Here is a 16292-nt window from a genome sequence, read left to right on the forward strand (position 1 = left end):
GAATTCTCGCCGCTGGCGATGTCCCGCAAATAACAGAACGTGCCCCCATTATCTTGCGTGATGTCCTCGCGCCAACGCGTCACGGCCATGTCGCTACGGCGACTGTAGCCGCCGCCGACACTGCTGAGCATCACATGGTAGTTGCCGTTCGAGAGCAATTGAACGGCGGTGCGCTTATGCCCTGGATGGGCAAAAAAACGCAGTGTGTTGTCCTGGTTGAGACCTTTGTCACCCACGGCTGTCGGTTGTTCGGTTTGCAGATAAGGCTCTGCGGTCTTGGGGACGCGCTCTTGCAACAACAGCAGGGCCGATCGCAATGCCGGGTCGGACTCGAAACGACGTTGCATCGGCTGGTTGAGCAGTACGCTCGTCAAGGCGAGCAGGCTCATGCCTTGATGGTGAGCCATGAACGATTGCACTAAGGCGAACCGCTGGCCTCGCGGCAATCGGGCTTCGGTGTAGTCAACGGCTTCGTAAAGTCCGAAACGTCCCGCCGCCCCCTGACTCGCCAGGCGTTGCAGGTTTTTGCAGGCCGCCTCGGGATTTACCATCAGCGCCAGGGCACTGGCGTAGGGCGCTATCACCACGTCTTCGCTCAAGCCGCGCTTTAGGCCCAGCGCCTGCACGCCAAACGCTCGGTATTGGTAATTGAAGTGGGTATCGAGCATGTAGTAGCCCGACTCCGATACGCCCCAAGGGATGCCCAGGCCTTTGCCTTGTTCGATCTGTAGAGTGACGGCGGCACGACAAGTCTGGTCGAGCAGGCTGCCGTCATAGTTGGGCATGACCAGCAACGGCATCAGGTATTCGAACATCGATCCGGACCAGGACATCAGGGTCGGTACGCCGGCATAGACGCCTAACAATCGGCCCAGGGTAAACCAGGCCCGTTGGGGTATTTGGCTCTGAGCAATCACCACGAAATTGGTCAGGCGCACCTCGGAGGCCAGCAGGTCGTAGTAGCCGGTGTCCAGGCGACGTTCTTCAGCGTTGTAGCCGATGAAGAACAAATCGCGGTTGCTGTCAAAGAGCAACGAGAAATCCATCTGCGCGAGGTCGCCGCTCAGCTCGATCAACCGGTCCAGGACGATGATGGCCTCGCCGGCGTGTTTACGTACCGCCTCAATACAATCATGGTGTTCGGCGGACCAGTCGTCACGGTTGAGCCGGGCCAGTTGCCTTAGCGTTTGGCTGAACGGTTCGTGGTTGCTGAGTGGCGCAGGCAGTTGATAGCGAACAAGTGTGGCGATCCAGTCGTCGCATTGAGCGGTGAACACACGCTGCCAGTAGGCGCTTTCGTCATCGGCGTTTGCCTGCGCGGCGGCGGCGATGGCCCTAGCCGTTTGCAAGTGATCCAGCAAGGCATGGGGTTCGATGGTTTGCGCGGCGCGCTCAAGGACCGGGCTTAGCTGATCACACAGCGCTTTCGTGCCTTGGGTTTCAGCCAGTGTATTCAACGTGTCTTGCAGGCCCTTAATGACGCAAAGGCCGAAGAGTGGTTGATCCGGCAGTTGCACCAGGCCCGCCCGCAAAGTGAGTAACAAGCCCGCCAGGTTGCCGCTGTCCACCGTCGAGATGTATTGCGGCCTCAGCGGCTGGCAGGTCTGCGTGTCGTACCAGTTGTAGAAATGCTGCCGGTGACGCTCCAGCGCATTCATGCTGTCCAATGAGGCGGCCAAGCGTTGCAACAGGCGATCGGTACTTAAATAACCGAAGTCGTGGGCCGCCAGGTGGGCGAGCAGCGCCATGCCCATATTGGTGGGGGAGGTGCGGTGGGCAATCGCCGCTTTAGGTTCTTCTTGAATATTGTCCGGCGGTAACCAGTTGTCCTGCGGGCCTACGTACTCATCGAAAAACGCCCAGGTTCGACGGGCCAGCACCCGCAAAAAGTTCAACGACTCGGGCGAAGGGGTGAATGTCGCGTGCTCAGGTTTGGCGCTCAGGCGCCAGGCGATCCATGGGCCGACCAACCAGGCCAGTAGCAGTGGGGCGGCAATGGCCAGCCTGAGCGGTTCAGTCAATAACCCGGCCAGCGCGATCAGCGCAAGCACTGGCCCAAACCACATCTCGCGGTAGAGTCCGGACAGCCGATTCGCCGAACTGCGCTCCACCTCGCGGGACGGTTGCCATTGCAACAGCAAACGCCGGCTGAAAAACATCCGCCACAGCGACCGCGCAATAGCGCCAGCGCTGTAGTACATCTCGAAAGGCAGCCAGGCGATGGTGGCGCAGACTTGTGCGAGGTCTTGTGCCAGCCCATCAAGAAGGGCTCTGAGGTACGCCCGATAAGGCACGTTCAGCGGCGGTTGCAGGACATCGGTAAGGGTTCTGAGCAACGGCTGGATGACGAGCAAACCGACCACCGCCAATGTCCAGGCCAAGGGCTCACTGCTGGCAAACCAGCCCCAGACCAGCATTGACAGCAACGCCAGTGGCTCCAGGCTGCGCCGCAGATTGTCGAGAATCTTCCAGCGCGCCATGACACCCAAGCGATTGCGCGTCCATTCACCTCGTGTATTGCGCCCAAGGGAGCAGCCATGGGACTAACTGCCAGTCACCACGGATCCAGCGATGCCTGCGTTTAATGTCGGCGCTGTAACGCGAGGGGTATTGCTCATACAACTGCACATCGCTGAGCAAACCCGAGCGTGCGTAGCAGCCTTCGATCAAGTCGTGGCTGAGTATCTGGTTATCGGGCAGGCAGCCTTCCAGCGCACAGGTAAAGGCATCCACGTCATAGATGCCCTTGCCAATGAAAGACCCTTGCTGGAACAGATCCTGATAGATGTCCGACACCGCACGGGTGTAGGGGTCGACACCCCCGTCACAACCAAACAGCCGGGAATACAGGGTGCGTGGTGTGCTCGCCAGGCTGATGCCGACACGCGGCTGCAACAACGCGTAACCGGATACGATTTTTTCCTTGCCAGTGTCGAACAAGGGCCGGCTGAGTGGGTGCATTATGGCGGCCACACATTGGCGAGCAACATCCTGCGGCAGCAATGTATCGGTATCCAGGGTCAGCACGTAACGCACGGACAGAAGGGGGCGTATGTCGCCGACAATCGTCGTGAAACGCGTCTCGCCCGTGCCACGCAGCAACGCATTGAGGTCATTGAGTTTGCCGCGCTTGCGTTCATGCCCCATCCACACCTGTTGGCCGGGATTCCAGCAACGCGATCGATGAAACAGGAAGAACCGGTCGACCGTGCCTTCAGCATATTTACGATTGAGCTGGTTGATCGCCTGAGCGGCGAGTGCCAGCAATTGTGCGTCGTGAACCTCGACCTCTTCTGGCGCATCGAGAAAATCAGTGAGCAAGGCGAAAAACAGATTGCCGTCACGATTGGCCAGGTACCTGACCTCAAGGCCTTCTACCAACTCCTCGACATCGGCACGCGTGGCGATGAGTGAAGGAATGGCTACCAGCGTGCGAGCTTCCTCAGGAATACCGCCGGCGTAGTCCATCTTCGGCAATATCGTGGGCAACAGGCTGAAGGTCACCAGCCAGTTGATCAGGCTGATGGCCAGGCGACTGGTCATGATCAGGCAGGGCACTGCCAGCGCCAGCAAGGCAACGTCGGGCAGTCCGTCGCGACTTGCAGATGCGAGCAATGGCAAGGCAAAAATCAGCGTGAGAACGCCAACCGGTGTCAGGTAAAACACCAAAGGAGAAAACTGCAGAAGGCGTTTCCAACGCTCATGCAGAGGCACTTTGGCGACAAGCCTTTGCTCAAGAGCACCGATGCCGGCGCCGATCAGGTAATACCCGATGTGGTTGTGCAGCGCACTGTCGAGTGCCGCGGCGTGCTGCTGTCCCGATAGATCCACGACGATCTGAGCCACCTGGATCTCTGAGCGATGGCTACGCCTGGCGAGCCGTTCGATCATGTGTCGATAACTGTCGCGGGTGGCGAAATCCATGAATGGGTAAACGGCGGCGGGGTCGTTCTTCAGGGTCTGTTCGACATGACTCATCGATTCGACGAACTCGCGCCAATTGGTGGCCGTCAGCAGGCGCAGGCTTGCGATGCTATTGCTGATAGACACTTGGTCGGCAGACTGTTGCTGCGCGTCGAGGTGCACCTGACGCTCTGTGCTGGAGCCCGTTTCACCCAGTATTTGTTCGATCCAGTTGAGGGGCAGGGCGAGGGCCACACTCTGGCCCTGCAAGCGGCGGGCGAACTCGGCGACGAACGCTGCGCTCAAACGGGGTCCCGAATGGGCCATGTCGGCGACGGTCAGTACGACATTTTTTACATCGCGACCGGAGACCTCGATCAGACGTTCGGCCCAGTCGTCCGCCCTGTTTCGGTCGTCCGAATTTGCCATTACCCGTGACGCCACTCGGCGCAGGTTTTCGATCAATGCAAGGCGCACCATGATCGGGATCGCCCACAGTTCCCCCAGTGCCAGTGGCATGACGGTCTGATACGCAACGATGAAGCGCCTGAGGCTCAACTCATCGAATCGGCCGTCGCCATGGGAGATCGTTTCCAGCGCAATGTCGTAGACCCTTGGAAGGCCCGCGGAAGGGCCGTTGGTCAAGCGTGGCAACTCTCGGCTATAGCCTTTGGGCAGATGCTTTCTGGCGGTACGAATGTGATCTTCAACGAGGAAGTAGTTGTCCAGTAACCACTCGGCGGCCGGGGTGACAGGCCGACTGGAAGACTGCGCCTGTGTCAGCGCGGTGCAACTGCGGTTGAGCACCACCTCATTGTCGTCCAGCCTGCCCAGTAGAGCGTCGCGGGAAGACACGGCACTGACCTGATGCTGGTTGGCCAGAGCGATGCCGTGACTGGCCATTTGGTCAGCATTGAACAGTTCGGCGCGCAGAATCGGCTCATAGGCGAACTTGAGACTGGGGAACTTGCCGGTTCGACAAAAGGCAGCCAAACGAGGTAACAACAGCCTGATGCGTGTCCCTATGCTGGTCATATTTCTCCTGATCTGAGACATGCGCGCGCACACCCGGATAACCGCGCGCGGTGCTGGGTCAACTGATGAGCAGGTGATTTTCTACACGATAGACACCGGGTACTGCCCAGGCTGTGTGTTCCACCGCTTTACGTTCGAGCCATCTGTTAACAGTGCCTTCGAGCGTTACTTGATTGCCATGAACCGTGACGTGAATCTTGCCGGCATCCAGTTCGGCACTTCGTGCCAAGGCTTCTTCGATAAGTGTTTTGATGTCTTGAATGCTGTCTTTAGGCTTTATCGCTAGGCAATTGTCGATGCCCACAATCCCTTGCAATTGTTGTATGAGCGCTTTCACGGCGTCTTTCTGGTATTGCCACTCCACGTTTCCCTCAATCGTTACCCACCCGTGCTGCACTTTGATGTGAATGGGTTCCTTGGAAATCGCCGTGTCCCAGCGGATCAGATCCAGGCAACGCGAGGCGATCACGCCATCATCGATAGTGTGAGCGCCGGACACCCGCACTTCGAGTTCCTCGGCCACGGCGACGACGCCTTTAACGCTCTGGACGGCGCGCTCAGCGGCGATTTTTTCAGCGTAAGTCCGCACATGCCCGCGGAGCACGACAACACCGTTTTCGAGGGTGACACCGATAGCCGCAGCATCGATGTGCGGCAAAAACTCCAGCTCGTCCAGAATGGTTCTGCGTAACGTCAGGTCATTCATCATCAATCCTTTTGGCGCTTGCCCGAAGCCACAGTGACCTCAAGAAAAACAGCCGTCTGTGCGTCAGCACACAGACGTGCTGCAACGACCTCGCGCACGCTGCCTGATCGTCTGCCAACACCACAAAGGAGCGTCGCGCCTTGAATCCTCACGGCACTGCCCCAGATGCACTGCTACAGGTCGGTCAAGCCCAACGAGCCTGCCGATGATGGCTGACGTGGTGTTCCTGCTGGACGTCGACAACACGTTGCTGGACGGCGACCGCGTTGTCGCCGATTTTCACCGGCACTTGAAGGCGCAATTGGGTGACGTCCTTGCACAGCGATACTGGGCGGTCTTCAACGCGTTGCGCAAAGAGCTCGGCTATGTCGATTACCTGGGTGCCTTGCAGCGCTTTCGGCTGGAGATTGGGCAGGGCAGTGCGGATGAACAAAGACTGTTGTTGATGTCATCCTTCCTCATCGACTACCCGTTTGCCGATCGACTCTATCCCCACGCAATGGACGTCATCACGCATTTGGGCCTGTACGGCCTGACCGTAATCCTGTCCGACGGCGATGTGGTTTTACAGCCGCGCAAGTTACAGCGCTCAGGTCTGTGGCAGGCCATGGAGGGCCGTGCATTGGTCTATGTTCACAAGGAAAAGATGCTACAGGCCGTAGAACGCCACTATCCCGCCCGGCATTACGTGATGGTCGACGACAAGCTGGCGATTCTGGCGGCCATGAAGGCCATATGGGGTGAACGGTTGACCAGCGTTTTTGTGCGACAGGGCCATTACGCGATGGATCCGCGAATCATCGCCGCCCACCCGCAAGCCGATTTAACGATTGAGTGCATCGGCGATCTCGCCACGCTTGATCTCTCGCACCTGTGTCCGCCGGCTATGCGCCGATGATCAGGTTTACCGGGTTTTCCATGTCGACCGAGTAATCACCTTGCCGCGCCGCCCGGTTGCAGGCGGCGCGGTGCAGTAACGCACGTTGAGCTTGCGCGACTTTACCGGGGTCGCCGCCCCAGATCTCGAGGGCTGGCTGCTGGATTGCGCGCGCGAAAGAAAACGTCAACGCCCAAGGCAATCGCGACTTGAAGCGTCGGTTCATCGCGTTCAGCCGCGCAGAAGCCAACTCGGGACTCTGCCCGCCAGACAGGAACGCAATGCCCGCCACGGCGGCTGGCACGGCACGTAGCAGGGTCGTCACGGTGGCGTCGGCGACCTCGTCGACACTGTCCTGATGGCGGCAGCTCAGGCCCGGCAGGAGCATGTTCGGTTTCAACACCATGCCTTCGAGCAGCACGCCCTGTGCCTGTAGCTGCTCGAAGACCTCGTGCAGCAGTTTTGCGCTGACGTCGGCACAATGTCGTAGCGAGTGATCACCCGCCATCAACACTTCAGGTTCGACCACGGGGACAAGCTCGGCCTCTTGGCAAAGGGCCGCGTAGCGCGCCAGTGCATGGGCGTTGGCCACGATGCACGCCGCACTGGGAAGATCGGCGCCCAATGAGATCACTGCGCGCCATTTAGCAAAGCGCGCACCGATGGCCGCATAGCCTTGCAAACGCTCACGCAAACCGTCCAACCCTTCGGTAATCCTTTCGCCGGGATGCCCCGCCAGTGCTTTCGCACCGGCATCAACCTTAATCCCGACCAGGATGCCGGCGTCAGTCAGCGCCTTCACGAACGGCGTGCCGTCGGTACACTTCTGGTGGATTGTCTCGTCGTAGAGAATGGCGCCGCCGATACTCTCGCACAGCCCCGGCGCCGTGATGAGCAGTTCACGCCAGGCCCGGCGCGACGCTTCAGACGGCGTAATGCCGAGTGCAGCGAAGCGGTCGTTGCAAGTCGGTGAACTTTCGTCCATCGCCAGCAGGCCCTTGCCGTTAGCCAGCATCTGGCGCGCCGTGTCGACAAGTTGCACAGCGTTCATGCGGGCGCCCCCCATTTCCAGTTACGAATCTGCGGCAGATCCTCGCCGTGCTCATTAATGTAGAGTTTGTGTTCGACCAGCTTGTCCCGTGCCATCTGCTTCAGATAAGCCCCCCGGCTGCCGAGATGAGGGAGGCGGTCGACAACGTCCTGTACCAAATGGAACCGGTCCAGGTCGTTCTGAACGCGCATATCGAACGCCGTGGTAATCGTGCCTTCTTCCTTATAGCCGCGCACGTGCAGGTTGCGGTTGTTTCGGCGATAGGTAAGCCGGTGCACCAGGCTGGGGTAGCCGTGGAAGCCAAAGATGATGTGCTTGTCCTTGGTGAACAGTGAGTCGTAGTCCGCATCGCTCAACCCGTGCGGATGTTCGCTGGCGGACTGCAACTTCATCAGATCAACGACGTTGACCACGCGGATTTTCAGTTCGGGCAAAAACTCGCGCAGGATGGACACCGCCGCCAGAATCTCCAGTGTCGGCGTATCGCCGCAGCAAGCCATGACGACATCCGGTTCGCTGTCCTGATCGTTGCTCGCCCACTGCCAGATGCCAACGCCCTGAGCGCAGTGCACGATTGCCTCATCCATGGTCAGCCATTGCGGCAACGCATGCTTGCCAGCGACGACGACATTGACGTAATTGCGGGTGCGCAGGCAGTGATCGAATGTCGATAACAGGCAGTTCGCATCGGGCGGCAGATAGACGCGAACGATGTCGGCTTTCTTGTTGATCACATGATCGAGGAAGCCGGGATCCTGGTGCGTGAAACCATTATGGTCCTGCTGCCAGACGTGTGAGGCGAGCAGATAGTTCAGCGAGGCGATCGGCCGCCGCCACGCCAGCTCTTTGGTGACCTTGAGCCATTTGGCATGCTGGCTGAACATCGAATCGATGATACGGATAAAGGCTTCGTAGCTATTGAAAAGCCCATGCCGACCGGTCAGCAGGTAGCCCTCCAGCCAACCTTCGCACTGATGCTCGCTGAGCATCGAATCGAGCACGCGGCCGGCCGGTGCAAGAAACTCGTCGTTTGAAACGGTCGCCGCATCCCATTGGCGGTTGGTGACCTTGAAGACGGCGCCAAGCAGGTTCGACATGGTCTCGTCCGGGCCAAAGATACGAAAGTTGTCGGGGTTCAGCTGGATGATGTCCTTGAAGAACTCACCGAGTACCAGAGTGTCCTGGGCGAAGACGGCGCCGGGGGAGGGGACACGCACCGCGTGCACACGGAAGTCGGGCATGTGCAGATCGCGTAGCAACAGACCGCCGTTGGCATTTGGATTTGCACCCATGCGCCGCAGGCCTTTGGGCGCCATTTCAGCCAGTTCTTCGATCAATCGGCCGTTGGTATCGAACAGTTCTTCGGCCTTGTAACGCTTCATCCAGCGCTCAAGCTCGGCCACGTGCTCAGGGTGATTGGCATCGACCAGCAACGGCACCTGGTGCGAGCGGAAGGTCCCTTCGACAGGCAGCCCGTCGACAACTTTCGGCCCGGTCCAGCCCTTGGGCGATCTGAGAACAATCATCGGCCAGAGGGGGAGTGTGGGCGTATCGGTCGTTCGGGCGTGCGTTTGCAATTGCTGGATTTGCGCGATGGCTTTGTCAGTGGCACGGGCCATCAACTCGTGCATCGTCATTGGGTCGTCGCCTTCGACAAAGTACGGTTCCCAGCCGGAGCCTCGAAGGAACTGCTCCAGATCGTCATGACCGATGCGCGCAAGTACCGTCGGATTACTGATCTTGTAACCGTTCAAATGCAGGATCGGAAGCACCGCACCGTCGGTGACCGGATCGAGAAACTTGTTGGACTGCCACGCCGTAGCCAAGGGGCCGGTTTCGGCTTCGCCCGGATAGACCTCGCTCCAGGTGCCTTCGAGGTAAACGTTGCCCACGATTGCCGGGCCGCCGTGGCCGGGACCGGCAACGTAGATCATGTCCAGATCGTGGTTCTTGATGACTCGGTTCAAATGGACGTAGATGAAGTTTTGTCCTGGTGTCGTGCCCCAGTGACTGACAACAAGCGGCTTGACGTGCGCCATTGTCAGCGGCTCGCGAAGCAGCGGGTTGTCGTAGAGGTACATCTGGCCGACCGAGAGGTAATTGGCGGCGCGCCAGTAGGCGTTCATCCGCTGCAGTTCTTCTGCACCCAATGTTGGGACATCAGCGGCTGAAAGGCCGGGGAGTTCTACGTTTTCACTCTCTTGCGTCAACGTGATCGCATCATTCATGGTCACTGTTCCTTTGGGAAATTGGCGGAATGAGCAGACGTGACCGTGCTTGCCTGGCAGATCGCAAGAAAATCCGCAGACTTCTGGCTGGCGCCGCCGACGAGGACACCACCGACTTCCGGCAGCGTGAGGATGGAGTGGGCACTGGCGGGTTTGACCGACCCGCCATACAGAATGCGCAGGTTTTTACCCTCAGCCCCCAGACTCTGGGTCAGGCAGGCCCGGATGTGCGCATGCATTTCAATGATTTGTTCGCACGTTGGTATGTGGCCCGATCCGATCGCCCAGAGAGGCTCGTAGGCGATCACCGCGTTGGACGCCGTCATGCCTTCAGGCACGCTCCCGGCGATCTGATCACCACAGACGGACATGGCGTTCCCTGCCAGCCGCTGTTCACTCGTTTCACCGATGCAGATGATTGCCAGAAGACCTGCGCGCCGCGCCGCTTTTGCCTTCCTCGCCACGATTGCATCGGTCTCCGCGTGATGTTGGCGGCGTTCCGAATGCCCAACGATGACCGCGCTGGCGCCGGCCCCCTTAAGCATCTCTGCGCTGAGGTCGCCGGTAAAAGCCCCCGAAATATCGCCACATCGCCGATGACACAGGCGACGATCAGATTAGGGTTATCAAATGCGGCACCGAAGGCGTGGCTGAGCGAATACCCGAGTTCACCCCCCTCATGAATCGAGCCTGGCGTCGTCGGTGCGACATGACTGGAAATACCGCCCGGAAAGGAGAACTGCTTGAACAACTTCTTCAGCCCGGCTTCATCCTCACCCACATCTGCAATCCTCACCGCCAATGGCGATGCGGCCAGCGGCCGTCAACACCGCTTGCGCAATCAGCGTCGCGGGCAGGCACATCAAAACCTCGACCGGTGGCTGCTTCGCTTGCACCGAAGTCGCCACCGCTTCAACTTCACTGAGCTGGGCCACCATGCCATTCATCTTCCAGTTGCCGGCGATCAGCGGCTTCCGGTACTTCTGGAGCGACACAGGATCGACATTGGGCGGATGAACCGCTTGTGCTGGGTCAAGCATCGTCATGAAAACCATCCCGCAAGGCTCATCAATAAGGCTCGACGATGCGCTTGAACAGCGCTTTGTTCTGTGCGCCAGCGCACGCTGCGCTCGACTCGTGTTATTGCCCAAGCTCAACGACAGGAGCGAACTGAAAGGCAAGGGCGGTGAAGCGGTAGGTCGCGTCAGCAAGGACTTAGGCAAGCTCCTTGTTTATAACTAAACTAAATTGCTATTTAGTGTAGTTATATCTTCAGGTTATTAGTTTCCACTATTAGGAAGGCTACAATTTGCTTCAGCAACGAAGAATAACGAGGATCAGATGACCATACCTGTAACGATTGATTGTTGTGCATGGGACTTTTTTTTCGACAATAACTACGACCTTTGCGTCGAGTTACCTGCTGAGAGATTTTCTTTGTTCATCACTCGCGAGGTTGAATTAGAGCTGCTTCAGATCCCTGACGAGTCCAAGCAAGGTGTTGATAAGCGGCCCTTGAAGGAGTTCATCCGCAATAGCATCGAGCGCCGTCAGGTTGAGACCACCTGCGTGTTTGGTTTTTATTGTGGAGAAAGCCCCGATGATCCTGCTCGTTATGGCGGCTTTGGCCAAGGCACCTTTGAATCTGATATCGAGCGAGATTGGCGTCAGCGCGAGAATACTAAGCGTTATGTGATCGGCGCTTCGAAGAGTAAATCCTCGGTCCTGAGAAAAAATGAAGCGGACGTTTCTCAGGCTGTGGCCTCACTGAGTTCAGTTCTGATCACCGTTGACCAGAAGAAAGGTGCAAAGCTAGGAAAGAAAGGTCCAATCCATGATGCAGCTATCAATGGTGGCCGGGTCGTATACACCGGAGATTTCAAGAGCAGTGGCTTGACGTTGGCCGACTTCATCGAAAAGCGTTTTGTCGAGCCTAGCGGCACTTCATGATCGAGGCTTTGGCCTGGCTCGAAATCTGACCAGCAGAGCCCCCCAAGTCCGCATAGGAAGGTACGCATAATGTATATTATGTTAAATCAGGTGCTATGTCAGATATGTTCATTTCCACTTATCCCCGGTCGGTTTTGCACAAATGTGAACGCTGCGAATTAACTGCATGGTGATTCAGCGCTCAGGAAATGGTATTCAAAACAGAAAGTTATGCCCGTAAATGGGATTGCCGGCTGTGGTGATTACGGCAATTAAATGGACGGTGGAATCTTTGCTAATCTGTTGTTTTAATTCACAAAAGGTCATTTTTGCGTCTGCTCGTTATCAGTTTCAAAAAGAAGAATGGACGATTTCGCCCCCGAGCTTCCAACCTGTTGAAAAAACCCTGAAAAGCCCCTTGCACGCCTTAGCGTCGATAGGTGTAAATTTCAAAAAATTAACTGGTCGATTATTTGATCAACCTAGCTTGATCTTTAAAAATTAGTCATTAAATTAAGATTGACCAACGGCGTCATGGTGAGTTGATGTTATGAAGTATTTATACCCTGCCCCTTTATTCGGACAGGCGACGTCGTTTTTGTGCGCTCATGCCAGCGAGAATCCTGAGGAACGTTCCCTCATATCTGATTTCTTGTGCTCCACAAGAATAGTTGGTGCGGTAGAAAGCCATCAGTTGGTATGTGACTACTTGAAGCTGATAGCTAATACCCGACGCGGTGCTCTGAAGGATTATAAATCGGTAATCGAGAAGCTTCTTCTCTGGTGCTTTTTGGTCAAACGTAAATCGTTGCTTGATATCGAGAGTGGCGAATTATTAATATTTCTAGATTTTTTTGAATCACCGCCGGAAAGCTGGATTGCGCCAATAGGGAAAAGATTTTTGCACTCGCGGGAAGGTACCACTAATAATGACTCTTGGCGCCCATTCAGGTGTCAGCAAAATGACTCGGTGTGGTGCTGCCCACTTATTAACCATTTTTTTTCTATCAACAAAGTATTTTTCGGGCGGACAGTTCGCATTCCGAGGCACGCAAGAGTACGAGCACAACAGGCGCCGGTGGATCCTGGCAAAATCGAGGCTGCAGCTGCGAAATATTTGGAAATAATCTCGGGCTCCACATCACCAAGGGGTAGGCATGAGAAACAGCTATTTGTATTTGTTTGTGCATACTATCTTCAAATATCACTTCCGGCGTTCGCGAACTTATCAGATTACCTTCATATGGAAAATTTTAAATATTTACCTGAAGGGCGATTTGAAATCTTAGCTAAATCACCCCAATTTGAAGTCCGACGAGTTCTCCCAGAAGAATTTAATCACTATTTTAGTCGCTACAAAACTCATCTGGGCCTTTCTCCGGCTCTAGATGCACAAGAGAAAGGCCCATTATTTCCTTCAAAGGGTTGGGATGCTCAGGCTAATCGCGACACAGTGTATGATTGGGGAGCGAGACTCCCTCGGGTCAAGGCATTAGGGATATCAGCTCCGAAGTTGTTGCAGCAGCTATCCAAAAGATGCTCTGATTTAGAAGAAGATATCGATCTCTATCCCAAAGACACCGGGCTGGATAAAAGCTCTTTGTATTATGAAAAGATTCAGCATGCAATAAGAAGCTTTGATCAAGAGCAAAATTTAATTGGAGCCGAATTAGAAAGTCAAAAGGGAATATTCGTTCCCCTTCCACTATTTAGATATCCTGTAGATGCAAGTAGGATTGCGTGGTATGTTGATTTTGATAACCTATTCAAGCTTTTAGGGTCGAAGAGTGATCTAGTTGTGTGCGATGAATATCTGTCGGAGCTTATTAAATTCATAAGGTTTTTATCCGGAGTTGGCTCACGCGGATCATTGCTTAAGTCTATAGCCTATGAAAAATTCCTGCTTTGGTCACTGCTTGTGCGCGACTCACCGCCATCACAGCTGTTGGAGGAGGATGCAATCGCTTTTTATAACTTCTGCTCTAGGCCGCCTGAGTCTTGGGTATGTAATAGGCGAGTCAGAAGGTTTATTAAAACTGACGATCCGTCTGTGTTGATTTCAAACCCCGAATGGAAGCCGTTTTTTATAGAGTCCAATTCTGACCATGCCAACTTTTCTATGCGTGCAGCTAGAATAATTCAGTGTTGTGAATCAGCTCAGGATTGGCTCCTCCTAAATGGTTTAGTGAGAACGAACATATTTCATACGTTAAGCTGTAAGCTTTGGGGAACTGGCTCTAGGCCAACCGCCGACAGGCTTTGAGGGCGCACACCTGGGACATGCTTGACGCGAACCATTCAACCAACTTGTGCCCAGTCGGCATCGCCATTCGACGTCTATGGTGATTGGACTGGGCCACAGCTCGGAAGCTGAAGGAAAGTCCTGCTCGACCACTTCATAAAGCCCATCCAACAGTTCGCAAACATCAAAGGTAAAAACGACGAAGCCGTTCGTGCTTGCTTACGACAAGATCGTGTACATCGAATTGCCGCGTGACGACACCCTGCCCTCGCCCACGAATAAACCATCGAAGGCACCAGCTTTTGAGGTAAGTGAGGGAGTTACTACGCCGCAGGCTGAGCCCCAGAAGAAGCCAAAAGCCCCTGCCGGACTCGTTGCGAAGATTCTGGAAGACAACGCCGACGAGGCTCGGCTATCCGTGAAGGTCGCCCCTTCCTCTGCGAGCTCTGATCGGGTTAGAAGCGATACGTCGGCCCATGACTGATGTATTTTCTGACCATTTGTACGGTTCAACTTACATCTCGAACGTTGTCAAATGACCAATCCGCCAGCCCCTCGCAACCTGCCATTAGGTAGTCAGCGCGTATCCCCAATGTAGGATCCGCCATGAACGCCATGAAATCTAAGGCCTGATTTTTCGCTACTGCGGGTAGCGAGTTCCACCAGGAGATCCGGATCGCGTGGTTCTCGCAACACGCGAGTGAGAATCTGAGCAGCATGTCCTCAATTTTTGCTCCACTGCGTCCTGATTTCGCTAAGGAGTGAACGAGTCGCTGGCAGCTCAGATTGCTTGATTCATGCCATGCCAGAACAAACGCCCAACCGTATTCTGTCGGAGCCGTAAAGAAGACCAGAATATCCATATCACTGGTTTCGGGCCCCAAGTTCTGTAGTTGGTGCCCTTGAAAATCAAAATCAGGAAATATCAGCCCCGAGGCTTGTATCGACCATCGAGACGTCGAGCCAAAGATGATGAATTTCAGCTCGGTAAAATCGCTGGCAGCTAGGCAATCATCGTATATTAGTTTGTGGCGCTTGAGTCGCTCAAAACCAAGGGACTGTCCATAGGCCGCGCCGATCAGAAAATGGCGCTGTTCAGGTGTCAGTCCTGGGTGCTCGAGCATCTCAGTGAGGGTCTTCGATGCGTTCTCTTTGACAAAATATTCTCGGCAGATACTGCGGTAAGCGTACAACGCCACCTGTTGGGGATCGACGGAAAGGGGACGATCATCAATGGGTGAGAAAAGTTTGTTGTCATGCTGCTTGCACATCCCTGGGAACGTAGACGCGCGATTCACCCCAATTTTTTTTGGTAGTGGTTTGCCTCCCGTTTCCTTCAGGGTCGACAGGTCGGCATTGAGTCGATACACATGACCATCTTCAGCAATCAGTCCCAGTTGCCCTCGTTTCTGTATGGAGTGGGCTGAGATGATCTCATTGCATTGTATGCCATCACTGAAATGCAGGCAGCGCCCCTTCTTGCTTTGCAGCTTCATCGCTGCCTGATGCGCGTTTGCGAATGACATATCTGGATCCTAGGGTACTCGGCTGCAGGCTCGGACTAGCCGCGATACCGCTGTAGCCCACACAGCGAGAATGGTTAGATGTGCAGTGCCACAACAAGCTGCAGAAAATCTGTCCATGCGGACACGGCGGGGATAGTCCATCACTTTTTCGCAGCATCTACCCAGTAGACATAGGTAGCTTCAACAGCATCGAGGCGATCCACTTTAGGTGTTGTCTTCAGTGCGACGGTCTTTATCGCAACCATCGCATGCTAATCTGCGCACTTGGCTTCCTAAGCCATGGGCTAAAACTCTCACCTATCATGATTTCAGGCTACTTCGAAATTGGCTCAACAGACACCAATTCCAAGTATTTGTATTTTTGCTTCTTCGCTGCTGCCTTCGCCTCCTGCTCGGCTACCAGCTTGCTCAGGCTGCTCGAGTCGTGAACAAAGACTTCGACTTTACCGTCATACACCTTCGATACATGCAAAGTCACACGTAGCTTAGACGTATGGTAACCAGTAATTTTCTTCGGGCTGGTGGCTGGACTCGGTGTTGGTGGAGTAGATGTTGTATCAACTACTGGTGTTGTTGCCTTAGCCGTCACCGGATCCACACTGGCTCCGAAGAGTGCCTTTCGCATTTCCTCTTCACTTAATTCAATAGCCATAAATCTACCTTGGAAAGCACTGAAAGCTGTCACGGGTAGAGTGCCCGTCGTACTCGGATTGGTTATGTATGCAGGTGGTAGGTTCGACAGCATGGTTGATACCTGCGGATGCCGATGATAGCACCGGGATTACCCGCCCTGGT

The 16292-nt window shown here is 55.4% G+C and carries 11 protein-coding genes and 2 pseudogenes; 4 read left to right on the top strand and 9 right to left on the bottom strand.

Annotated elements, in window-relative coordinates; all coding sequences use genetic code 11:
* Nucleotides 1-8: 8 nt before the first annotated feature.
* Nucleotides 9-4938: pseudogene (locus tag AACY50_RS28780) on the bottom strand (glucoamylase family protein); the annotation flags it as partial.
* A 58-nt stretch (nt 4939-4996) separates the two neighbouring features.
* Complete coding sequence (locus AACY50_RS13780) at nt 4997-5644, bottom strand: BON domain-containing protein (RefSeq protein WP_339465029.1); 648 nt, start codon at nt 5642-5644, stop codon at nt 4997-4999.
* A gap of 205 nt (nt 5645-5849) precedes the next feature.
* On the opposite strand from AACY50_RS13780, the gene AACY50_RS13785 reads away from it, so the two are divergent.
* Nucleotides 5850-6542: an HAD family hydrolase gene (locus tag AACY50_RS13785; protein ID WP_339538692.1), complete on the top strand. Its 693-nt coding sequence runs from the start codon at nt 5850-5852 to the stop codon at nt 6540-6542.
* On the opposite strand, the gene AACY50_RS13790 is transcribed toward AACY50_RS13785, so the two are convergent.
* From AACY50_RS13790 to AACY50_RS13810, 5 genes and pseudogenes are all read right to left on the bottom strand, one after another.
* Complete coding sequence (locus AACY50_RS13790) at nt 6529-7572, bottom strand: class I fructose-bisphosphate aldolase (protein WP_339538694.1); 1044 nt, start codon at nt 7570-7572, stop codon at nt 6529-6531. The genes AACY50_RS13785 and AACY50_RS13790 overlap by 14 nt on opposite strands.
* Entirely contained in the window at nt 7569-9800 is a 2232-nt protein-coding gene (locus AACY50_RS13795) for a phosphoketolase family protein (RefSeq protein WP_339538695.1), read from the bottom strand. The genes AACY50_RS13790 and AACY50_RS13795 overlap by 4 nt, the downstream gene beginning before the upstream one ends.
* 2 nt (nt 9801-9802) lie before the next feature.
* On the bottom strand, nt 9803-10345 hold the full coding sequence (locus AACY50_RS13800) for a triose-phosphate isomerase family protein (RefSeq protein WP_445261486.1): 543 nt from the start codon (nt 10343-10345) through the stop codon (nt 9803-9805).
* 40 nt (nt 10346-10385) lie between these two features.
* Nucleotides 10386-10557, bottom strand: a pseudogene (locus tag AACY50_RS13805) (hypothetical protein); the annotation flags it as partial.
* A gap of 16 nt (nt 10558-10573) precedes the next feature.
* Nucleotides 10574-10846: a triose-phosphate isomerase gene (locus tag AACY50_RS13810; RefSeq protein WP_339538696.1), complete on the bottom strand. Its 273-nt coding sequence runs from the start codon at nt 10844-10846 to the stop codon at nt 10574-10576.
* Here AACY50_RS13810 and AACY50_RS13815 point away from each other — a divergent pair.
* The 3 genes from AACY50_RS13815 (at nt 10845) to AACY50_RS13825 (ending at nt 13992) form a co-directional block, all read left to right on the top strand.
* Complete coding sequence (locus AACY50_RS13815) at nt 10845-11042, top strand: hypothetical protein (RefSeq protein ID WP_339494315.1); 198 nt, start codon at nt 10845-10847, stop codon at nt 11040-11042. The two genes, AACY50_RS13810 and AACY50_RS13815, sit on opposite strands and share 2 nt — an antisense overlap.
* A 99-nt stretch (nt 11043-11141) precedes the next feature.
* The gene (locus AACY50_RS13820; protein ID WP_339465023.1) at nt 11142-11750 is read left to right on the top strand and encodes a hypothetical protein; all 609 of its coding nucleotides are present in this window, start codon (nt 11142-11144) and stop codon (nt 11748-11750) included.
* Nucleotides 11751-12279: 529 nt separating this feature from the next.
* Nucleotides 12280-13992 (top strand): hypothetical protein, encoded by a 1713-nt coding sequence (locus AACY50_RS13825; RefSeq protein ID WP_339538697.1) that lies wholly within the window; start codon nt 12280-12282, stop codon nt 13990-13992.
* 488 nt (nt 13993-14480) lie between these two features.
* Here AACY50_RS13825 and AACY50_RS13830 read toward each other — a convergent pair whose 3' ends face one another.
* Nucleotides 14481-15497, bottom strand: coding sequence for a hypothetical protein (locus tag AACY50_RS13830; RefSeq protein ID WP_339538698.1), 1017 nt, complete (start codon nt 15495-15497; stop codon nt 14481-14483).
* A 313-nt stretch (nt 15498-15810) separates the two neighbouring features.
* A complete protein-coding gene (locus AACY50_RS13835) occupies nt 15811-16149 on the bottom strand; it encodes a hypothetical protein (RefSeq protein ID WP_339538699.1) in 339 nt (112 codons plus the stop codon).
* Between the last annotated feature and the right edge of the window lie 143 nt (nt 16150-16292).

Source organism: Pseudomonas sp. RA_15y_Pfl2_54 (genome assembly GCF_963971015.1).
GTDB lineage: Bacteria > Pseudomonadota > Gammaproteobacteria > Pseudomonadales > Pseudomonadaceae > Aquipseudomonas > Aquipseudomonas baetica_A.